Source organism: Stenotrophomonas sp. GbtcB23, from assembly GCF_019091045.1.
GTDB lineage: Bacteria > Pseudomonadota > Gammaproteobacteria > Xanthomonadales > Xanthomonadaceae > Stenotrophomonas > Stenotrophomonas rhizophila_A.
Genome location: NZ_JAGXKC010000004.1, coordinates 120,535 through 141,030 on the forward strand (window position 1 = coordinate 120,535; position 20,496 = coordinate 141,030).

Below are 20,496 nucleotides of genomic sequence, written 5' to 3' on the forward strand. Positions count from 1 at the left end.
TCCGTTGAAAGTGGGGCAAGCGGAGACGGCAATCGGTCAGCCTACCGAGCTTGGGATTTGGGGGCAATCGGCGACATTGCCAGCCCCTTGTCTCATCTATTGAGACCGGCGGGCCCTGAACCTGAACGGGGTTCAGGGGAGGACGGCTCAAAGCAGGGGTGGGTTGACCCGGGCTGGGGTGAGTCATTAAAATCCCGCTTCTGTCCGCCCTCGATGGCGGCAGTCCATAGACCACAATAACTACAGAGGAAGTCTGGTCATGTACGCAGTACTGGTAACCGGCGGTAAGCAATACCGCGTGGCGCAGGGCGAAACGCTCCGCGTTGAAAAGCTCGAAGTCGAAGTCGGCAACGAGATCAAGTTCGAAGAAATCCTGATGCTGGGTGACAGCGATGGCATCAAGCTGGGCGACGCTCTGAGCGGCGCTTCGGTCACCGCCAAGGTCGTGTCGCAGGGTCGTGCCGACAAGGTCCGGATCATCAAGTTCCGTCGCCGCAAGCACCACATGAAGCGCCAGGGTCACCGTCAGTACTACACCGAAATCGAGATCACCGGCATCGCCGGTGGCAAGAAGTAATAAGGAGAAGCAGTCATGGCACATAAGAAGGGCGTAGGCTCATCGCGCAACGGTCGCGACTCCAACCCGAAGTACCTCGGCGTCAAGATCTTCGGTGGCCAGGCCATCGATGCCGGCAACATCATCGTGCGTCAGCGCGGCACCCAGTTCCATCCGGGTACCGGCGTCGGCCTCGGCCGTGACCACACCCTGTTCGCGCTCGTCGACGGCAAGGTGGAGTTCTCGGTGAAGGGCCCGAAGAAGCGTCGTACCGTCAGCGTCGTCGCCGAAGCCTGAGCTTCGCGGCACGCAGGCGCCCCCGCCTAGGCGTGGGGCCGCTGACGAAAGCCCCGCTTCGGCGGGGTTTTTGTTTTTCACGTTAGACTCTGCGGTCGGGCGCACCCGTTGCCCACCGCCTCCAGTTGGCATCCAGAATCATGAAACTTGTAGACGAAGCAGAAATCCAGGTTACCGCCGGCAATGGCGGCAACGGCTGCGTCGGTTTCCGTCGCGAGAAGTTCATTCCGCTGGGCGGCCCGGACGGCGGCGACGGCGGCAATGGCGGCAGCGTGTACATCCGCGCCGACGAAAACCTCAATACCCTGGTCGATTTCCGCCACGAGCGCATCTTCAAGGCGCAGCGCGGCGAGAACGGCATGGGCCGCCAGGCCTACGGCAAGGGCGGCGAAGACCTGGTCATCACCGTGCCGGTCGGCACCGTGGTGATGAACGTGGCCACCGACGAAGTGATCGGTGACCTGACCCAGCACGACGACATCCTGCTGGTGGCCAAGGGCGGCAAGGGCGGCTTGGGCAACATGCACTTCAAGAGCTCCACCAACCGTTCGCCGCGCCAGTCGCTGCCGGGCGAGGAGGGCGAGGAGCGCCTGCTCAAGCTGGAGCTGAAGCTGCTGGCCGATGTGGGCCTGCTGGGCTTCCCCAATGCCGGCAAGAGCACCCTGATCCGCGCCGTGTCCGCTGCCACCCCCAAGGTGGCCGATTACCCGTTCACCACCCTCTACCCCAACCTGGGCGTGGTGCGCGTGGAGAACTACCGCAGCTTCGTGATTGCCGACATTCCCGGCCTGATCGAAGGTGCCGCCGATGGTGCCGGCCTGGGCGCCCAGTTCCTGCGCCACCTGCAGCGCACCCGCCTGCTGCTGCACCTGGTGGATATCTCCCCCATGGAAGGCGGCGTGGAAATCTCGCCGATCGAGCAGGTCCGTGCGATCGAGCGGGAGCTGGCCAAGCATGACCCGGAGCTGCTGGAAAAGCCGCGCTGGCTGGTGCTGAACAAGGCCGACCTGATGTTCGAGGACGAGGCCAAGGCGGCGGCCGAGAAGATCATCGCCGAGCTGGGCTGGACCCAGCCGTGGTACCTGGTCTCGGCGCTGGGCCGTGAAGGCACCTGGCCGATCATGACCAACATCATGGCCTTCTTCGACCGCCAGAAGGAAGACGAAGCGGATGCGCGCAACGCGCTCTGACGCTGACGTTGCTTCCTCGGGAAACCCGGCTTCGGCCGGGTTTTTCTGTGGGGCAGGGCACGCAAAAAACCCGGCCGGGGCCGGGTTCTTTTCCTGCACGCCGCGCGTGGCGCGGCGTCGCAGTGCCGTATCAGGCGGCCTTGAGGGCCTTGATGCGCGCGGTCAGGCGGCTCTTGTGGCGAGCGGCCTTGTTCTTGTGGATCAGACCACGCGAGCTGAAACGGTCGAGGATCGGCTGGGCGACGGCAAAGGCTGCCTCGGCGCCGGCGGCATCGTTGGCGTCGAGCGCCTTGATCACCTTCTTGACAGCGGTGCGCAGCATCGAACGCTGAGCCGTATTGCGCGCGTTGCGCACGACGGTCTGCTTGGCGCGCTTCTTGGCGGACTTGATATTGGCCACAGTGGTGGTTTCCTGAAAAATCGGTGTAATGGGAACAGCAAGCTGGAAAGTATGATGGCTCGAAAAATGTACGTCAAGTCAATTGTCAAGAGGAAACACGGGTGAGTTCACCAAGGATGTTGCGGGGCCTGCTGTCTTTCAGCAGCATGACCATGATTTCACGGGTGCTGGGCCTGGTGCGTGACCTTGCCGTCACCACCACGTTCGGCACCAATGCGGTGACCGACGCCTTCTGGGTGGCCTTCCGGGTGCCCAACTTCCTGCGCCGCCTGTTCGCGGAGGGCTCGTTCGCCACCGCCTTCGTGCCGGTGTTCACGGAAGTGAAGGAAACCCGTTCACATGAGGAGCTGCGCGAGCTGATGTCGCGCGTGGCCGGCACCCTGGGCGCGGTGCTGCTGCTGGTCACCGCGCTGGCGCTGATCTTCGCCCCGCAGCTGGCCACCCTGTTCTCCAGCGGGGTCGACACCGACCCGGCCAAGCACGGCCTGCTGGTGGACCTGTTCCGGCTGACCTTCCCGTTCCTGCTGTTCGTCTCGCTCACCGCCTTGGCCGGTGGCGCGCTGAACAGCTTCCAGCGCTTCGCCATGCCGGCGCTGACCCCGGTGATCCTCAACCTGTGCATGATCGCCGGCGCGCTGTGGCTGGCGCCGCGGCTGGGCGGCACCCCGGAAAAGCAGATCCTGGCGCTGGGCTGGGCGGTGCTGGCCGCCGGCGTGCTGCAGCTGCTGTTCCAGCTGCCGTCGCTGCACGGCATCAACCTGCTCACGCTGCCGCGCTGGGGCTGGACCCACCCCGGCGTGCGCAAGGTGCTGACCCTGATGGTGCCGACCCTGTTCGGCTCCTCGGTGGCCCAGATCAACCTGCTGCTGGATACCGTGATCGCGGCCAAGCTGACCGATGGCTCGCAGTCCTGGCTGTCGCTGGCCGACCGCTTTCTGGAGCTGCCGCTGGGCGTGTTCGGGGTGGCGCTGGGGACGGTGATCCTGCCGGCGCTGGCCCGCCACCATGTCAGTACCGACAAGGCCGGCTTCTCCAGCGCGCTGGACTGGGGCCTGCGCACCACGCTGCTGATCGCCGTGCCGGCCATGCTCGGCCTGATGCTGTGCGCCGAGCCGCTGATCGCCACGATCTTCCAGCATGGCCAGTTCACCGCCTTCGATACCCGCATGACCGCGCTGTCGGTGTACGGCCTGAGCTTCGCCCTGCCGGCCTTCGCCCTGCTCAAGGTGGTGCTGCCGGCGTTCTACGCCCGCCAGGACACCCGTACCCCGGTGCGCGCCGGCCTGGTCGCGCTGGTGGCCAACATGGTCTTCAACTTCATCCTGCTGGCCGTGCTGTACCACGTGATGGTGCCCGAGGCGCTGAAGGCGCAGGGCGTGTGGGTGGCGCTGGGCAAGCAGCCGGGCCTGCACCTGGCGCTGGGCATTGCCAGCGCGCTGTCCAGTTACCTGAATCTCGGCCTGCTCTGGTACTGGCTGGGCAAGACCGACGTGTACCAGCCCAAGGCCGGCTGGGGCGGCTACGTGACCCGCCTGGGCCTGGCCTGCGCGGCCATGGTGGCGGTCCTGCTGGGCCTGCTGCAGCTGATGACCGACTTCACCGACATGGACAAATGGCACCGGATCGGCAACCTCGCGCTGCTGGTCGGCGGCGGTGGCCTGACCTACCTGCTGGCCCTGGTCGCCATGGGCTTCCGCCCGCGTCACCTGCGCGAGCATTGATCCATGGGCACCCCGGCTATACTTCATGGCTATCCCTTGCAACGCATCGGTCCTGACGGGCCGGATTCCCAGTAGATGACCAGGTTGTTCAGAAGCATCGAAGGCGGGCCCTTGCTCCCGCACGGAAGCGTGGTCTGCATCGGCGCATTCGACGGCCTGCACCTTGGCCATCGTGCGCTGGTGCGGCATGCGGCCGCGCGTGCCCGCGCGCTGGGCGTGCCCGCCGTGGCGGTCGCGTTCGAACCGCTGCCGCGCGAATACTTCGCCCAGGGCGAGCCGCCGCCGCGGCTGACCCTGGCCCGGGACAAGGTCACCATCCTGCGCGATTTCGGCGTGGATGCCATCGGCCTGCTGCGTTTCGATGCGGCCATGGCCGCCATGCCCGCCGAAGCCTTCGTCGAACAGCTGCTGGTCAACCGGCTGGGCGCGCGCGAAGTGTGGATCGGGCCGGAGTTCTGCTTCGGCAACCGCCGCCGCGGTGACCTGGCCCTGCTGCAGGCCATGGGCGCCGAACGCGGCTTCAGCGCCGGCGAGATCGACCCGGTGGATTTCCACGGCGAGCGTATTTCCGCCACCCGCATCCGCCAGCTGCTGCGCGAGGGCGATTTCGCCCATGCGGCCGATCTGCTCGGGCGCCCGTATGCGATCGGGGGCAGGGTAGTGCGCGGGCGCCAGCTCGGCCGCACCCTCGGCTTCCCCACCGCCAACCTGCGCTTCCCGAAAACGCCGGCGCTGGCGGGCATCTATGCCACCTGGGTGCACGGCGTGTTCGACCAGCCGTGGCCGTCGGTATCCAGCTTCGGCACCCGGCCGACCGTGGACGGGGTGGAGCCGCTGCTGGAAGCGCACCTGTTCGATTTCCAGGGCGACCTGTACGGTCGGCATATCCAGGTTGAGTTCGTCGCCAAGCTGCGCGACGAAGAAAAGTTCCATGATCTGGCGGCATTGACCGACCAGATGCACCGTGACGCCGATCAGGCCCGTCACATCCTTTCCGAACACAGATTGCGAGCCACTGCGTGAGCCAGGACTACAAAGCCACCCTTCATCTGCCGGCCACCGAATTCCCGATGCGCGGCGACCTGCCCAAGCGCGAGCCGGGCATTCTGTCGCGTTGGGAAGACGAGGGCCTGTACGCCCGCCTGCGCGAAAACGCGCAGGGTCGCCCGCTGTTCGTGCTGCACGACGGCCCGCCGTACGCCAATGGCCAGATCCACCTGGGCCATGCGGTCAACAAGATCCTCAAGGACATCATCGTCAAGTCGCGCTATCTGGCCGGCTTCGATGCGCCCTACGTGCCCGGTTGGGATTGCCACGGCCTGCCGATCGAAATCGCGGTCGAAAAGAAGTGGGGCAAGGTCGGCGTCAAGCTCGATGCCGTCGAGTTCCGGCAGAAGTGCCGCGAGTACGCCGAAGAGCAGATCGACCTGCAGCGCCGCGACTTCAAGCGCCTGGGCGTGATCGGCGATTGGGACAACCCGTACAAGACCCTGAGCTTCGATTTCGAAGCCAATGAAATCCGCGCGCTGTCCAAAATCTTCGCCAACGGCCACATCGTGCGCGGCGCCAAGCCGGTGCACTGGTGCTTCGATTGTGGCTCGGCGCTGGCCGAAGCGGAAATCGAGTACCAGGACAAGACCTCGCCGGCCATCGACGTGGCCTACGTAGCGCGCGATTCGGCGCAGCTGGCCGCGCGCTTCGGCGTGAGCCTGCCGGCCGATGTCGAGGTCGCCGTGCCGATCTGGACCACCACCCCGTGGACGCTGCCGGCCTCGCTGGCGGTGTCGCTGGGCGCGGATATCCAGTACGCCCTGGTCGAAGGCCCGGCCCATGCCGGCAAGCGTCGCTGGCTGGTGATCGCCGCCAGCCTGGCCGAGCGCGCCCTGCGCCGCTATGGCGTGGAAGACGTCGTCGCGCACGGCCATGCCGCCGGTGCCGCACTGGAAAACCTGCTGCTGGCCCACCCGTTCTACCCGCAGCGCGACATCCCGCTGCTCAACGGCGCGCACGTGTCCGATGAAGACGGTACCGGCGCGGTGCACACCGCCCCCGGCCACGGCCAGGAAGATTTCGTGGTCAGCCAGCAGTACGGGCTGATGGACAACTACACCGCCGCCCAGATCAACCCGGTGGATGGCCGTGGCGTGTACCTGCCGTCCACCCCGGCGGCCGGCGAGGTGGTGCTGGCAGGCGTGCACCTGTGGAAGGCGCAGCCGCTGATCGTGGACGTGCTGCGCGACTCCGGTGCGCTGCTGGCGTTCGTGGAAATCGTGCACAGCTATCCGCACTGCTGGCGCCACAAGACGCCGGTGGTGTTCCGCGCCACCCCGCAGTGGTTCATCTCGATGGACAAGGCCAACCTGCGCAGCGATGCCATGGCCGCCATCGACAACGTCGGCTGGTTCCCGAGCTGGGGCAAGGCGCGCATCGGCAGCATGGTCGATGGCCGCCCGGACTGGTGCATCAGCCGCCAGCGCACCTGGGGCGTACCGATCGCACTGTTCACCCACCGCGAAACCGGCGAGCCGCACCCGCGCACCGTCGAGTTGATGCAGCAGGTGGCCGACCGCGTGCAGGCGGGCGGCATCGACGTCTGGTACGCGCTGGACGCTGCCGAACTGCTGGGCGATGAAGCGGCGCAGTACGAGAAGGTCACCGACATCCTCGATGTCTGGTTCGACTCAGGCGTCACCCATGAAGGCGTGCTGCTGGAGCGTGGCTTCGGCAAGCCGGCCGACCTGTACCTGGAAGGTTCCGACCAGCACCGCGGCTGGTTCCAGTCCTCGCTGCTCACCGGCGTGGCCATCGACAAGCACGCGCCCTACAAGCAGTGCCTCACCCATGGTTTCACCGTGGATGAGAAGGGCCGCAAGATGTCCAAGTCGCTGGGCAACGGCATCGAACCGCAGGACATCATGAAGACCCTGGGCGCGGACATCCTGCGCCTGTGGATCGCCTCGGCCGATTACAGCAACGAAATGTCGCTGTCGCAGGAAATCCTCAAGCGCAACGCCGACGCCTACCGGCGCCTGCGCAACACCGCGCGCTTCCTGCTCGGCAACCTGGACGGCTTCGATCCCGCCCAGCACCTGGTCGCTCCCGCCGACATGGTCGCGCTGGACCGCTGGATCGTGCACCGCGCCTGGGAAGTGCAGGAGAAGATCAAGGCGGCGTACACCGGCTACAACATGGCCGAAATCGTGCAGCTGCTGCTGAACTTCTGCAGCGTGGACCTCGGTTCGCTGTACCTGGACGTCACCAAGGACCGGCTGTACACCATGCCGACCGACTCGCGCGGCCGCCGTTCGGCGCAGAGCGCGATGTACCACATCGCCGAAGCGTTCACCCGCTGGATCGCCCCGATCCTGACCTTCACCGCCGATGAGCTGTGGGGCTACCTGCCGGGCGAGCGCAAGGAAAACGTGCTGTTTGCCACCTGGTACGAAGGCCTGGTGCCGCTGCCGGCCGATGCCGCGATCAACGCCGCCGACTTCGACCAGCTGCTGGCCCTGCGTGAGCAGGTAGCCAAGGTGCTCGAGCCGATGCGCGCCAACGGTGCCATCGGTGCCGCGCTCGAAGCGGAAATCACCGTCGCCGCCAGCGAGGAAACCGCCGCGCGCTGGCAGCCGCTGGCCGAGGAACTGCGCTTCCTGTTCATCAGTGGCGATGTCAGCGTGCGCCCGGCGACCACCGACGAGGTGTTCGTCAGCGCCCAGCCGACCACCAAGCAGAAGTGCGTGCGCTGCTGGCACTACCGTGCCGACATCGGCAGCGTGGCCGCCCACCCGGAACTGTGCGGTCGTTGCGCAAGCAACGTCGACGGTGCCGGCGAAGACCGGAAGTGGTTCTGATGGCCGCCCCGCGTCCGCGCCCGAGCGCGCTGGTGTGGCTGGTGCTGTCGGCCGCCATCATCATCCTCGACCAGTGGAGCAAGGCCTGGGTCCTCTCCAGCCTGCCCGAGTACCAGCCGGTGGCCGTCATCGACGGCTTCTGGAACTGGTACCGCACCTACAACACCGGCGCAGCGTTCAGTTTCCTGAGCGACGCCGGTGGGTGGCAGCTCTGGTTCTTCACCGCGCTGGCGGTGGGCATCAGCGGCCTGATGGCCTTCTGGCTGTCGCGCACCCCGCGTGCGCACTGGCGCAGCGCCGTGCCGTACGCGCTGGTGATCGGCGGGGCCATCGGCAACGTCATCGACCGCCAGGTGCACGGCCACGTGGTCGATTTCATCCAGTGGTACGTGGGTGAGCACTACTGGCCCTCGTTCAACATCGCCGACGCCGCCATCGTGGTCGGTGCCATCGGCATCGCGGTGTTCGGCCTGTTCGACGGCAAGGCCGCCAAAAAGGCGGATAATGCCAACCCGTAACCCACCGCCGGCCGCTGCCGGGAGACCTGTCTGATGGATGTGCTGCTCGCCAACCCGCGTGGATTCTGTGCCGGTGTCGATCGTGCGATCGAGATCGTCAAGCGCGCGATCGAAACGCTGGGCGCGCCCATCTACGTGCGCCATGAAGTGGTGCACAACCGCTTCGTGGTGGACGACCTCAAGCAGCGCGGCGCGATCTTCGTCGAAGAGCTCGACGAAGTACCCGATGGCAACACGGTGATCTTCAGCGCCCACGGCGTTTCCCAGGCCGTGCGCCAGGAAGCGGACCGTCGTGGCCTGAAGGTGTTCGACGCCACCTGCCCGTTGGTGACCAAGGTCCACTTCGAAGTGGCGCGCCACTGCCGTGCCGGCCGCGACGTGGTGCTGATCGGCCACGCCGGTCACCCGGAAGTGGAAGGCACCATGGGGCAGTGGAAGCAGGAAGCCGGCAGCGGCACCATCTACCTGGTGGAAGATGTGGAGCAGGTGGCCACGCTGGAACTCAAGCAGCCGGACAACTTCGCCTACACCACCCAGACCACGCTGTCGGTGGATGACACCCGCGGCATCATCGAAGCCCTGCGCACCCGCTTCCCGGCGATGCAGGGACCGAAGAACGACGACATCTGCTACGCCACCCAGAACCGCCAGGACGCCGTGCGCGACCTGGCCAAGCGCTGCGACCTGGTGCTGGTGGTGGGCTCGCCGAACAGCTCCAACTCCAACCGCCTCAGCGAACTGGCGCGCCGTGATGGCGTGGAAAGCTACCTGATTGACGGCGCCGACGAGATCGACCCGGCGTGGGTGCTGGGCAAGAAGCACATCGGCCTCACCGCCGGCGCCTCCGCGCCGCAGGTGCTGGTGGACGGCGTGATCGAGCGGCTGAAGGAGCTGGGTGCCACCGGCGTCGGGGAGCTCGAAGGCGAACCCGAATCGATGGTGTTTGCGTTGCCGAAGGAATTGAGGCTGCGCCTCATCAGCTGACGGTAGCGCCGGCCGTTGGCCGGCAGCCTCGATCAGGGGTCACGAACTCCTGGCGGATGTCTTCGGAACGTTTAAACGCCGGAGGGATTGTGGCCGCCGGGGTCGCGCGCGGCTGGACGCTTGCGCCGCGCTGCGCGCGGTGTCCGGCCCACGGCCGGACCTACGAATTGTTACGTGCCCATTGGGATCGGGATCAATCAACCGTGCGCGCCGAACGTGCGACGAATGTTGGCCACCGGCTGGTAGGGTCGCATCCCGATCGACCGCCGATGACAACTCCCCACGCGGCGAAGGCATGACCTTTGGCCATGGGGCTGTGCCCCACGCAGGTCTAGCATCGATCCTTTCGTATGCCGGAACCGTCTTCGATGAAACTGCGTGCCGCCGTCCTCTCCGTGCTTCTCGCCGCCACTACCACCGGCGTGCACGCGCAGACACCCCCGCCGCAGGACGTCGCCTTCCCGGGCACGCTGCGCATCGACGTGGACGCACGCGACATCGGCCGACGCATCTTCAAGGTCAAGGCCACCGTGCCGGCCCAACCCGGACCGCTGACCCTGCTGTACCCGCAGTGGCTGCCCGGCGCGCATTCCCCCAGCGGCCCCATCGACAAACTCGCCGGCCTCGTCGTCACCGCCAACGGCAAACCGCTGGCCTGGAAGCGCGACCCGTACAACGTGTACGCCTTCACCGTGGACGTCCCGCAGGGTGCCACTGAAGTCGTCGCCAACTTCAACTTCCTTTCCTCGCAGGGCGCAGGGCAGGGCCGCGTGGTGATGACACCGGAAATGCTCAACCTGCAGTGGAACGCCAACTCGCTGTACCCGGCCGGCGTGATCACCCGCAACATCCAGGCCCAGGCCAGCGTCACCCTGCCGCCGGGCTGGGCCTACGCCACCGCGCTGGACACCGAGCGTCGCGATGGCGACACCGTGGTGTTCAAGCCGATCAGCTACGACCACCTGGTGGACTCGCCGCTGTTCGCCGGGCGCCACTACCAGCAGTTCGACCTCGACCCCGGCGCCAAGGTGCCCGTGCACCTCAACGTGTTCGCCGACGATGCCAAATCGCTGGTGGCCAAGCCCGAACAGCTGCAGGCGCACCGCGCGCTGGTGCAGCAGATGTACAAGCTCTACGGCGCACGCCACTTCGACCGCTACGAATTCCTGCTCGCGCTCACCAGCAAGCTCGGCGGCATCGGCCTGGAGCACCAGCGCTCCAGCGAGAACAGCGGCGATACCGGCTACTTCACCGAGTGGGACAAGACCTGGCTCGGCCGCGACCTGCTGCCGCACGAATTCAACCACTCCTGGAACGGCAAGTACCGCCGTGGCGCCGACCTGACCACCGCCAACTTCAACGTGCCCATGGGCGACAGCCTGCTGTGGCTGTACGAAGGCCAGACCCAGTTCTGGGGCCACGTGCTGGCCGCGCGCTCGGGCCTGTGGAGCACCGACCAGACCCGCGACATGCTGGCGAATGTCGCAGCCACCTACGACCGCGGCCGCCCCGGCCTGGCCTGGCGCAACCTGCAGGACACCACCAACGACCCCACCATTGCCCAGCGCCGCGCCTTGGCGTTCCGCAATTACCAGATGAGCGAGGACTACTACTCCGGCGGGCAGATGGTGTGGCTGGACGTCGAAGGCAAGTTGCGCGCCTTGACCGGCAACAAGCGCAGCATCGATGATTTCGCCAAGGCCTTCTTCGGCATGCACGACGGCGACTGGAACGTGAACCCGTATACGTTCGATGAAGTGGTCAGCACCTTGAACGGCATCGCCCCGTACGACTGGGCCAGCTTCCTGCGTGAGCGCCTGGACGGCCACGGCCCGCTCATCGGCGGGCTGGAAGCGGCGGGTTGGAAGCTGGTCTACACCGATACCCCGAACGATGCCTTCAAGGCGCAGGAAACCCGCGCCAAGAACACCAACCTGCTGTACTCGCTGGGCGTGGCGGTCACCGACGGCGGCGCCATCACCGACGTGCTGTGGGACAGCCCCGCCTTCAACGCCGGCCTGGCCCCGGGCATGAGCGTGCTCGCGCTCAACGGCCGCGTGTTCAAGGGCGAGGACCTGAAGGACGCCGTGGCCGCCGCCAAGACCGACAAGGCTCCGCTGACCCTGCTGGTGCGCAACTTCGACCGCATTGACACCATCAAGCTCGATTACCACGGCGGCCTCCAGTACCCCTCGCTGCAGCGCATCGCCGGCAAGCCCGACCGCCTGGCCGAGCTCTGGAAAGCGCGATGAACCTGCGCCGCGACGTACCGATCCTGCTGGCGGCGGTGGCCGCCATCATCGGCGCGTCGCTGGACGGCGACGGCCGCTGGCTCCACTGGATCGCCAAACCGCTGGCCACGCTGCTGATAGCAGCCATGGCGTTCCGTAGTGCCGACCGTTGGTCGGCAACCGACACACCCTCCGCCCACCGCACCTACGCCCGCGCGATCCTGCTCGGCATGGTGTTTTCCTGCATCGGCGACATCTTTCTGATGCTGCCCTTCGACGCCTTCGTACCGGGGCTGATCGCCTTCCTGCTCGCGCACGTCTGCTACATAGTCGCCTTCCGCGCAGGCTTCAGGTCAGGGCAGGGACTGCTGTTCTCAGCCGCATTGCTTGCCGTATTCGCCGGCATCAACCTGGCCGGCCTATGGCCGCTGCTCCCCAACGACCTGCGCATCCCGGTAGTGGTTTACGTAGTAGTGCTCGCGCTGATGGCTACACTCGCGTTGGCGCGCGCATGGACGAACAATGCAGCAACCCCATCCGCACCCACAAGCGCCCGCTGGGCCGCAATCGGCGCAGTCCTGTTCGTCATCAGCGACTCCGTACTGGCGTGGGACCGCTTCGGCGGCGGCCTCCCAGCCGCAACCCTGTGCGTACTAAGCACCTACTACGCAGCGCAATACTGCATAGCCCGCTCGGTCCCATAACGGCTCGCACGCACCTGTTGGCATGACCGGGGTTGGACGACTGGCATTACTGTCTGCAGGACGCGGCCGTGGCGGCGGCTTTACCTGTGCTGCCGGCACGGCACGGCTCTGGTAGGGTCGGTTCCCAAACGACCGCCGACCCTGCCAATCACTGCTGTAACGCATGACCCCGGCCGGAGATGCGCTCTTCGCGTGATCACTCCCCAACATCCCCCGCCGACTCACACCGCTTCCCTTCATCACACAACCGATCCAACAACGCCAACGCCACCCCGTTGCTCCACCCAAACCCATCCTGCAACGGGTACTCACCGCCACCCCCTCCGCCGGCTGAGCCATCCACGACATACTTCTCGACCAGCTTGCCGTCGCGGTCATACACCGTCTGCACCGTGCGCAAAAAGCGCACCCCGATCTGCCGCGCCAGTGCGTCCTGCTGGTAGCGCTGCAACCCATCTACTGCCACCCACTGCAGCGGCGCCCAACCGTTGGGGGCATCCCACTGCTGCCCGGTGTTCTCTGTGGTGGTCAACAGCCCACCCGCACGCACCAACTGTGTCTGCACCGCTTCGGCCGTACGCCGCGCCTGCACAGGGCTAGCCACCTGCAGCCACAACGGGAACAACGCCGCAGCCGTAAGCGCAGGGCGGGGCGTACCACGCTCCAGATCCCGATCCGCATACCACCCCTGCCGCTCATCCCACAGCAGCGCATTGATCGCCTGCTTGCGCCGTTCCGCCTGCCGCGCGAAATCCCGCGCCACAGAACGTTCCCCCGACGCACGACTCGCCCGCGCAATCGTCGTCTCAAGATGGAACAACAGACTGTTCAGATCCACCGGCACAATCTCGGTGGTATGGATGCTCCCCAGCTCCGCCGGATGCACCAACCACCGCGAACTGAAATCCCACCCCGATTCCGCCCCGGCCCGCAGATCGCGATACACCTGCGAAGGCGCGCGATCCGGCACCGTGGCCGCCGTCGCCAGATCATCCGTCCACGACTCGGTACGCGGCACTGCCCGCGCATCCCAGTACCGGTTGAGCAGGCTCCCATCATTCATCCGCACCACCCGCTCACTGGCCGCACCGGGCGCCAACCCTTCCGCCCCACGCATCCAGAACGCATGCTCGGTGCGCAGCTGCGGCAGATACCGGCGATACGCGTCATCCCCCTCATGCGTAGCCAGCAGATCCACCATCAAACTGAAGAACGGCGGCTGCGACCGGCTCAGGTAATAGCTGCGGTTGCCGTTGGGAATATGCCCGTACTGGTCCAGCTGCCAGGCAAAGTTGTCCACCATGTCGCGCACCTGCTGCCAGCGGCCACTGGAGGCCAGGCCAAGCAGGGTGAAGTAGCTGTCCCAGTAGTACACCTCGCGGAAGCGCCCGCCGGGCACCACATACGGCCTGGGCAGCGGCAGCAGCGAACCGCGCGGGTCCACGGTGTCGGTGGTCCGGGTCAGCACCGGCCACAGCCCCTCGATATGCGCGCGCAGGGTTTCCCCGGCCGGCGGCACGTAGGCGGCTGACTCGGTGGGGACGGTGAAGTGCGTGGCCACGAACGCGGACAGGGTGTAGCCGGGCTGCGCCTGGGCCTGACCCCATTCGGCCAGCAGTGCGTCGGCATCCAGTTTCGGCACCGCATCGGCGAAGGTCTTCTGGTCCTTGAACAGGTGGGCGCGCTGGACCTGCTGGAACAGGGGCTGCCACTGCTGGTCAGGCGGCGCAGGCACAGTGACCTCGGCCGCAGCCGTGGTGGCGAACAGCAATGAGGCGATCAGCAGGCCGGGCAGGCGGGCACAGGGGGGCATGCGGGGCCTCCAGATGATGGTCCACGCACTTTACGGGCGGTCACGTCAACGTGGGGTGGCTCGGGCTGAACCGTCGCGCCTCGATGCGCGATCTTCACGCAGTCAGACGAACCCGCTACCATCTCCCGTGGGCACGTCGCTGGGGAGCGTCGTGCCTTCAAGGATGTCGCTCATTCCAGTGTCGTTTGAGCCTGCCGGTCGGTGTGACCGGACTTCAGGGAGAGATCGTATGCGCAGCACGTTCTTGACGGCGGTTCTGCTGTTCGCAGTGCCGGGTATCGCAGTGAGTGCACCACAGGAACCGGCCAAACTGGTGGCGACCCATGGCTATGCCTATGCGTCGTTCTCCAAGGGCGGGCGCGATGTACTCGTTGTCAGCCCGGTGGGCAGCAAGCGCGAGATCCGTATCGACATGGCGGCCGCCGTTCCGGCCGTTGCCAGCATGCAGGCGCTGGGCATGTGGTTGCCGGCGGGCAACTATCGTATTACGGGATGGGGCTTTCTGCCGTGGAAGGACGGCCCGACCTTCGAGGTCAAGCCTGGCCGGGTCACGGATCTGGGCGACTACGTTGCCGTGAATGTGGGTGGTTACAAGACGGTGGTCGTCCCTCTCACCCATGACGAGCATCCGGGAAGGGTGGCCGCAGCGGCGCAACCGTTCGCCTCGCTGCTGACCGACCCCGTACCGCTCCGCCCTGCCACCTTGTCGCTGTCGCCGGCCATGGAGGCGGGTAATCCGGATACCGGGCTGGGCCCCATCGTCAATCTGCTGATGGCCTATGATCGCAAGGTCAACAAGACGTCCACGATTGAAGCGCTGACATCGGCCAAGGATCCTGATGCGTTTCTCCGCCTGATCCGAACAGTCACCGTACCGGTACAGGACGAGCCAGCCATTCTCGCCGACGGCACCATGTATTTTCCTGCCGACTTCGGGCAGCTGCGCAAGCGCACGCGGGACGGCCAGTGGAGCAACGTCGGCATGGACACCGTGCGCAAGATCATGGCGGTGGAGGCGCACGACGGACGCCTGGTTAGCGGGAGCGATGACGGCTACATCCGCGAAAGCCGCGATGGCGGCGCCACCTGGGCCGAGCTCGCGGCGCTGGGCAGCATGCGCTCGGTTGTGGACATCGATCACGCGGGCGGCCGCTGGGTCGTGACCACCGCAGAAAATGCCGATGCTTTTGTACCAGGGCGCATCCCGCTGGCGCCGCGACTGCAGCCACCGGCCAAGGCAATGCGCCTTCGCGTGTACGTCGCGCAGCGCGATGACCTGGGTGACCTGACGCTCTCCCGCGAGTTGTCGTTGGAGGGAAAAGACATGTGGGGCTGGCTGGGCGCGCAGGGACAACTGGCGGGCAGCGACTACTATCTGTTGGCGGGCAACACGCCGCAGCGACTCGATCTGGCCACCGGGCGTTGGAAGTCCATCGCGCCCAGGGAGCGGACGTCCTCACTACGGGTCAACCCTTCCACGGGGGTGCTCGCGGCGCTCTGGAGCCAGGGAGCCTTCTCGAAGGTCTATTACTCGACGGATCGTGGCGAGAGCTGGCAGCAGATCGGCCGGCCGCCCTATGTCATCTACGATGTGCAGATGGATACCGCTGCCTCAGGCTGGGCGACTCGCTGGAACGTCAATACCTGGGGTGGGGTCTGGGAGCTCTATGCCTATTCGTCGCAGAAGAACGACTGGGACATGACCGGCGAAGCGCCTTTCAACTGCAAACCCATGCGAGTGGGTGTCGAGGCACCGGTGCTGTGCTTGGCCGCCGATTCCAGCATCTTCGCGCTGCGGGATGGCAGCTGGAAGGTCGAGTTCTCCGCGCAGTGAGGGGAGGGGGCAGGCTTGGCCGCCCTGCGGCTCGGTAGGGCCCGTTCAGCCGGCCGGGGCGGTTCCGCCAAGGCAGATTGACCCCCGGCGCCCACCCCCTTAGAATTGCCTGCTCAGCCGGAATAGCTCAGTTGGTAGAGCGGCGCATTCGTAATGCGTAGGTCGTAGGTTCGATTCCTATTTCCGGCACCAGTTGCAGCAAAAGCCCCGGCCTTGGTCGGGGCTTTTCGTTTTCAGTGTTTCGACCTCACGGGACTACGTCGGAAACCGCCTCTTCAATTGCGCAAGGTCGCATTTGACCTGTCAAAAATGCTGCGCTCCTTGCAGTCACAATGACAGTTGACTGGCAGGTCCACCTAACATAGTATCCCGGCCAACAGAGCCAAATCCCCTCCTGACCCAGCGTCAGTGACGGTTTGGCCTTTTTTTTGCCTGAAATTCGGATCACCGGGACGTGACAGAAGCCAAGACACCCTTGCCTCTCCTCCGCTGGCAAAAGAGCCACTGTTGGAAGACGTCTGTACCGCCACGCTAGAGGCGTTCGCGGTGTCGCGGGAGACGATCCGCTCAATGTCAAACGGCCCGAAATCATCCGAAACACGTAAGCGCTTCACGGACGGGACGCTGGAACTGATGTCGGATATCTGACTCAACCCACAGGCCCCCAACGTTGCCGTCGTCCCAGAAATGTCGAACGCATGCTCAATTCGGGCTAAGGTTGGAATCTACTTCAAAGGGACATGACCACATGGGAAGCTTCTCACTCTGGCATTGGCTGATCGTGCTCGTCATGTTGGCGATCCCGGTTGCAGCAATCGTGGCCGTTGTCCTCTTCGTCAATTCCCGCCGCCGCCCCGGCAAGTGATGGAGAGGATTGCGCCAGCGGTCAACGCGTGCCCAAGTGAAAGTGGTGCTGTGCATGGCCACGGCTGCGTGCGTGGGTCCCGCCCGTTACGGGGCGCCAGGCAGTTTCAGTCTTTCGGATGACAACTGCATCAACCAGCGATTAAGCCTATTCCGCCGCCATGCTGACCCGGTTACGCCCGCCCGCCTTGGCCCGGTAAAGCGCCTCATCCGCGCGCGCGATCAATTCGGCCAGCAGCGGCTGGTCACTCCCCGGCAGCGCTTCGCCCAGTGCGGCACCGATGCTCACGGTCACATTGATACGTGCATCGCCAACATCAATCGGAGTAGCGGCCACGGCCTGGCGCATCCGTTCGGCCACCGCGGGCGCGTCCTCGACGGCAGGCGCCGCCAGCAGCGCGACGAACTCCTCGCCGCCAAAGCGGGCGAACAGGTCGCGCTCGCGCAGCGCCTCCCGGCAGCGCTTGGCTACTACCTTCAGCACTTCATCGCCCGCAGGATGACCGTGGCTGTCGTTGATTTTCTTGAAATGGTCGACGTCGACCATCAGCACGGCCACCGAATGACCGGTGGCTTCCCGCGCGGCGATGATCTGCGCGGAGCGCTCCTCAAAGTGGCGCCGGTTGGGAATGCCGGTCAACGGGTCGGAGGTAGCCAGGCGGCGCAGCTCGGCGGCCATCAAAAGTTCGGCGGTCACGTCGGTGAACAGCCAGATGCGGCCGTATTCGCCGTTCCCACGTACGGGATGGGTGTCCACCTCGATCGTGCGTTCGCCCAGCGCCCAGTTCAAGGTGGAAGCAAAACTGACATTACCCACCTGCGCGCCGTACGCCTGCTCAAGCTCGGCGTGGTTGTCGCACCGCTGCCGAAGGGTACGCATGGGTTCGGCAAGGTCGCGCGCGCGGTGGTTACCGGGCGGGCAGCCCAGCAGGTCAGCGGCACGCTGGTTGATCACCGCGCTCACGCCGTCGCCTTCCATCAGCACGATCCCAGCGGGCACGCTCTCAACCAGATCGATGAACTGGTTCTGCACTGTCACTTCGCGCAGCTTTTCGCGCCGGGCAGACAGCAGGCGGGCCACGCTCGTGGCCAGCAGCGGAACCTGTGGGGTCAAATGCGTGGCGGACGGCTCGCCCTTCCACAGCACCAGCAGGCCGCTCAGCGGTGCGCCGAGCGATGGCGCGGGCACGAACAGCAGCCGCGCCGGTGGACCGTTCAATCCATGCAGCAGGGCCGTGGGCAGGCGGAATCCGGCGGCAGCGACGGGTTCCCCCGACCAGCCGTGCTCCAGGATGCCGCTACGGGCCAGGCTGAATCCGGAAAAAGGCATGGCCGGGAATGAAGCGGCCCAGCCCGCCCAGCCATTGGCTTCAATCTCCACCGCCATGACCAGATCCGCACCGGAAGCGAGCTGGGCGAAGTGGCACAGGCCGGCGAGGGCATCGCTGTCGGTAGTGCTCATGCCACGTTTGCCGACAGGCGGCGCTCGAGGATGCGGACGACTTCATCGGGGGCGGTCATGTGCGGAAGATGCCCCTCGGCATCGATGATATCCAGCGTGGCGGTCGGAATGGCCGCTTCCAGCCAATGACCGACCTGCACCGGCACGGCCATGTCGACTGCAGTCTGGATCACGTGCACCGGCCGGGTCAGTTGCGCGGCAAGCGACCGCATATCGGAATTGAAGATCGTGCGCGAGGTATTGAGCGCGATGTCCGGGCGCATCTGGAACAGCGTGCGCGAGAAGTCGGCTACCACCTGCCCGTTGTCCACACCCACCACCATCGGCGCGAACCCGGCCACCCAGGCCTGGTAGTTGGCGCTCATGCTGTCGAACAGGTTATCCAGATCCGCTGCCTGGAAGCCGCCGGTGTAGCCGGTGTCATCCAGGTAACGCGGCGAAGCCCCCACGGTGACCAGCCGGTCGAACAGTTCCGGGCGGGCCACGGCGGCCACCGCACCGATCATGCCGCTCATGGAGTGGCCGACATACACGCAGTCGCGCAGCGCCAGGTCGTCCATGATCTCCAGCAGGTCGTCGGCATAGCCGAACAACGAACCGTGCCGGTCGAAATCGTAAGTGTCCGCGCCGTTGGGTCCGCAACCGGCGAGGTCGAACGACACTACGTCGTAGCGCGTCTCGAACCACGGGCGAAGGGCGCTCCAGGCCGTCTGGTCAGTTCCGAAGCCATGGGCAAGGATGGCGACCTGACTGCCCTTGCCGCTACGGCGGCCATTGAATCTTTCAAAGCTGTTCACGCACATCCAGTCATGGGCAGTCGGCAGCTGCCGATACTAGGCCAGGCTGGCATGTGGGTCCATGACACATCGGCGCGTGCCTGGGTGTCGACCGGCCGCTGTTAACCTCGGCGTCAGGGCCGCAGTCCGAGCGCGAACCGCCCCGTCAAGCGCCCCAGGGAATGTCAGCCTCGCCAGCGGCCTGCTCGAATCGTGGGCGGCCGAACCAGTAGCCCTGCATCAGGCGGATGCCAAGATCGGACAGGCATCGCGCCTCATCCGCGGTTTCGATTCCTTCGGCGATCACCTCGATATCCAGCTCGTCGCACATGGAGATGACCCCGGCCACGATGGCGCGTCTTGACCGGCTATGGTCGATGCCCCGGATCAACGCCATGTCCAGCTTGACGATATCCGGGTGGAAATCGGCCAGCAGGTTGAGGCCGGCAAAGCCAGCGCCGAAATCATCAATCGCCGTCTTGAAGCCGATACGTTTGTACTCGCTCAGGATCTCGGCCAGCCATTTGCCGTCGCTGACCTGCTCGCCCTCTACGGTTTCAAAGATGATCCGCTCCACCGGAAAGCCATACCGCTCGGCCGCCTGCAGGGTGGAGCGGATGCATACTTCCGGCCGATAGATGGCATTGGGCAGGAAATTGATCGAAAGACAGGACGGCAGCTGCAACCCAGCTGCGATCCGGATGGCCTTCTCACGGCACGCCTGGTCGAACGAATACCGGTTCTCGGCGGTCACGCGCGACAGCACCGTGTCGGCAGGTTCGCCTGCCGGACCCCGTACCAGCGCTTCGTGCGCGAATACCTTGCGCGCTTGTATGTCGACGATGGGCTGGAACGCGTAGCTGAAGTCGAACTGCAGCGGCTCCGCATCGCGGCACAAGGCACATCCGGCACGCGAGGGGGGAGAGGGCATGCAAAGGGGTCCGTCTTCAGGTCAGGCAGGAAGCTTAGCCGATGCCTGATCAGGGGCATGTGGATGCTGCGCCGTTGGCGCCTGTCCTTCAAGCTGCATCCTCAACCGCTTGGCGCTGGTTCGCGCTTCCACCAGTCTCGACGTCCTTTCCCGGTGCGACGCGCACGCTCCCTGCGCTCGGCCTCCCGTTGCTCAAGGGGTGAGCGCTGGTCCGGCCCCATGAACAGGTGGCCAAACATCTCCGGGCGCTCGGCGCGGCGGTTCGATGGTTCGTTGGGGGTGCTGTGGTCGTGAACTGTGCTCATCGCGCAGATCGTAGTGTCGGCCAGAGTCACAGGTTGAGACGGGTGACGTGCGGGGCACC

Annotated in this window: 16 protein-coding genes and 1 tRNA gene; 12 read left to right on the forward strand and 5 right to left on the reverse strand. The window is 65.7% G+C overall.

Annotation, left to right across the window (positions count from 1 at the left end; all coding sequences use genetic code 11):
- The first annotated feature begins 259 nt into the window (after nt 1-259).
- The 3 genes from rplU to cgtA all read left to right on the forward strand — a co-directional run bounded on the left by rplU (nt 260) and on the right by cgtA (nt 2,043).
- Entirely contained in the window at nt 260-577 is a 318-nt protein-coding gene (rplU, locus tag KVS69_RS03155) for a 50S ribosomal protein L21 (protein ID WP_068850193.1), read from the forward strand.
- 15 nt (nt 578-592) lie between these two features.
- A complete protein-coding gene (rpmA, locus tag KVS69_RS03160) occupies nt 593-853 on the forward strand; it encodes a 50S ribosomal protein L27 (protein ID WP_019184517.1) in 261 nt (86 codons plus the stop codon).
- 140 nt (nt 854-993) lie between these two features.
- Nucleotides 994-2,043 (forward strand): Obg family GTPase CgtA, encoded by a 1,050-nt coding sequence (gene cgtA, locus KVS69_RS03165; protein ID WP_068850197.1) that lies wholly within the window; start codon nt 994-996, stop codon nt 2,041-2,043.
- Between the two features lie 130 nt (nt 2,044-2,173).
- On the opposite strand, the gene rpsT is transcribed toward cgtA, so the two are convergent.
- On the reverse strand, nt 2,174-2,443 hold the full coding sequence (gene rpsT / locus KVS69_RS03170) for a 30S ribosomal protein S20 (protein ID WP_017354922.1): 270 nt from the start codon (nt 2,441-2,443) through the stop codon (nt 2,174-2,176).
- A gap of 116 nt (nt 2,444-2,559) precedes the next feature.
- Between rpsT and murJ the strand changes: the two genes are divergently transcribed.
- The 7 genes from murJ (at nt 2,560) to KVS69_RS03205 (ending at nt 12,452) form a co-directional block, all read left to right on the forward strand.
- A complete protein-coding gene (gene murJ / locus KVS69_RS03175) occupies nt 2,560-4,164 on the forward strand; it encodes a murein biosynthesis integral membrane protein MurJ (RefSeq protein WP_068850200.1) in 1,605 nt (534 codons plus the stop codon).
- 75 nt (nt 4,165-4,239) lie between these two features.
- Nucleotides 4,240-5,187 carry a bifunctional riboflavin kinase/FAD synthetase gene (locus tag KVS69_RS03180; RefSeq protein ID WP_217536852.1) on the forward strand — a complete coding sequence of 316 codons (948 nt, stop codon included), beginning with the start codon at nt 4,240-4,242 and terminating at the stop codon, nt 5,185-5,187.
- Nucleotides 5,184-8,015 carry an isoleucine--tRNA ligase gene (gene ileS, locus KVS69_RS03185; protein WP_217536854.1) on the forward strand — a complete coding sequence of 944 codons (2,832 nt, stop codon included), beginning with the start codon at nt 5,184-5,186 and terminating at the stop codon, nt 8,013-8,015. Before KVS69_RS03180 ends, ileS begins: the two co-directional genes overlap by 4 nt.
- Complete coding sequence (lspA, locus tag KVS69_RS03190; RefSeq protein ID WP_068850210.1) at nt 8,015-8,533, forward strand: signal peptidase II; 519 nt, start codon at nt 8,015-8,017, stop codon at nt 8,531-8,533. The genes ileS and lspA overlap by 1 nt, the downstream gene beginning before the upstream one ends.
- 33 nt (nt 8,534-8,566) lie before the next feature.
- Complete coding sequence (gene ispH, locus KVS69_RS03195; RefSeq protein ID WP_217536857.1) at nt 8,567-9,517, forward strand: 4-hydroxy-3-methylbut-2-enyl diphosphate reductase; 951 nt, start codon at nt 8,567-8,569, stop codon at nt 9,515-9,517.
- A gap of 368 nt (nt 9,518-9,885) precedes the next feature.
- Nucleotides 9,886-11,769: a peptidase M61 gene (locus KVS69_RS03200; RefSeq protein WP_217536860.1), complete on the forward strand. Its 1,884-nt coding sequence runs from the start codon at nt 9,886-9,888 to the stop codon at nt 11,767-11,769.
- Entirely contained in the window at nt 11,766-12,452 is a 687-nt protein-coding gene (locus KVS69_RS03205) for a lysoplasmalogenase (protein WP_217536863.1), read from the forward strand. The genes KVS69_RS03200 and KVS69_RS03205 overlap by 4 nt, the downstream gene beginning before the upstream one ends.
- 196 nt (nt 12,453-12,648) lie before the next feature.
- On the opposite strand, the gene treA is transcribed toward KVS69_RS03205, so the two are convergent.
- Nucleotides 12,649-14,265: an alpha,alpha-trehalase TreA gene (treA, locus tag KVS69_RS03210; protein WP_217536865.1), complete on the reverse strand. Its 1,617-nt coding sequence runs from the start codon at nt 14,263-14,265 to the stop codon at nt 12,649-12,651.
- A gap of 229 nt (nt 14,266-14,494) precedes the next feature.
- Here treA and KVS69_RS03215 point away from each other — a divergent pair, with 229 nt between their 5' ends.
- Entirely contained in the window at nt 14,495-16,099 is a 1,605-nt protein-coding gene (locus tag KVS69_RS03215; RefSeq protein WP_217536868.1) for a sialidase family protein, read from the forward strand.
- A gap of 116 nt (nt 16,100-16,215) precedes the next feature.
- A tRNA-Thr gene (locus tag KVS69_RS03220) sits at nt 16,216-16,291 on the forward strand.
- Nucleotides 16,292-17,111: 820 nt separating this feature from the next.
- Here the strand turns inward: KVS69_RS03220 and KVS69_RS03225 are convergent.
- The 3 genes from KVS69_RS03225 to KVS69_RS03235 form a co-directional block, all read right to left on the reverse strand.
- Nucleotides 17,112-18,350 carry a GGDEF domain-containing protein gene (locus KVS69_RS03225; RefSeq protein WP_254621999.1) on the reverse strand — a complete coding sequence of 413 codons (1,239 nt, stop codon included), beginning with the start codon at nt 18,348-18,350 and terminating at the stop codon, nt 17,112-17,114.
- A 71-nt stretch (nt 18,351-18,421) separates the two neighbouring features.
- The gene (locus KVS69_RS03230; RefSeq protein ID WP_217536873.1) at nt 18,422-19,228 is read right to left on the reverse strand and encodes an alpha/beta hydrolase; all 807 of its coding nucleotides are present in this window, start codon (nt 19,226-19,228) and stop codon (nt 18,422-18,424) included.
- 139 nt (nt 19,229-19,367) lie between these two features.
- Nucleotides 19,368-20,132, reverse strand: a complete 765-nt coding sequence (locus tag KVS69_RS03235; RefSeq protein WP_217536876.1) for an EAL domain-containing protein — start codon at nt 20,130-20,132, stop codon at nt 19,368-19,370.
- Nucleotides 20,133-20,496 lie beyond the last annotated feature (364 nt).

Excerpts from the sequence above, each read along its gene's own strand:
- rplU (WP_068850193.1), top strand. The coding sequence starts at position 260 with ATGTACGCAGTACTGGTAACCGGCGGTAAGCAATACCGCGTGGCGCAG.
- rpmA (WP_019184517.1), top strand. The coding sequence starts at position 593 with ATGGCACATAAGAAGGGCGTAGGCTCATCGCGCAACGGTCGCGACTCC.
- cgtA (WP_068850197.1), top strand. The coding sequence starts at position 994 with ATGAAACTTGTAGACGAAGCAGAAATCCAGGTTACCGCCGGCAATGGC.
- murJ (WP_068850200.1), top strand. The coding sequence starts at position 2,560 with ATGTTGCGGGGCCTGCTGTCTTTCAGCAGCATGACCATGATTTCACGG.
- KVS69_RS03180 (WP_217536852.1), top strand. The coding sequence starts at position 4,240 with ATGACCAGGTTGTTCAGAAGCATCGAAGGCGGGCCCTTGCTCCCGCAC.
- lspA (WP_068850210.1), top strand. The coding sequence starts at position 8,015 with ATGGCCGCCCCGCGTCCGCGCCCGAGCGCGCTGGTGTGGCTGGTGCTG.
- ispH (WP_217536857.1), top strand. The coding sequence starts at position 8,567 with ATGGATGTGCTGCTCGCCAACCCGCGTGGATTCTGTGCCGGTGTCGAT.
- KVS69_RS03200 (WP_217536860.1), top strand. The coding sequence starts at position 9,886 with ATGAAACTGCGTGCCGCCGTCCTCTCCGTGCTTCTCGCCGCCACTACC.
- KVS69_RS03205 (WP_217536863.1), top strand. The coding sequence starts at position 11,766 with ATGAACCTGCGCCGCGACGTACCGATCCTGCTGGCGGCGGTGGCCGCC.
- treA (WP_217536865.1), bottom strand. The coding sequence starts at position 14,265 with ATGCCCCCCTGTGCCCGCCTGCCCGGCCTGCTGATCGCCTCATTGCTG.
- KVS69_RS03215 (WP_217536868.1), top strand. The coding sequence starts at position 14,495 with ATGCGCAGCACGTTCTTGACGGCGGTTCTGCTGTTCGCAGTGCCGGGT.
- KVS69_RS03225 (WP_254621999.1), bottom strand. The coding sequence starts at position 18,350 with ATGGCGGTGGAGATTGAAGCCAATGGCTGGGCGGGCTGGGCCGCTTCA.
- KVS69_RS03230 (WP_217536873.1), bottom strand. The coding sequence starts at position 19,228 with ATGTGCGTGAACAGCTTTGAAAGATTCAATGGCCGCCGTAGCGGCAAG.
- KVS69_RS03235 (WP_217536876.1), bottom strand. The coding sequence starts at position 20,132 with ATGCCCTCTCCCCCCTCGCGTGCCGGATGTGCCTTGTGCCGCGATGCG.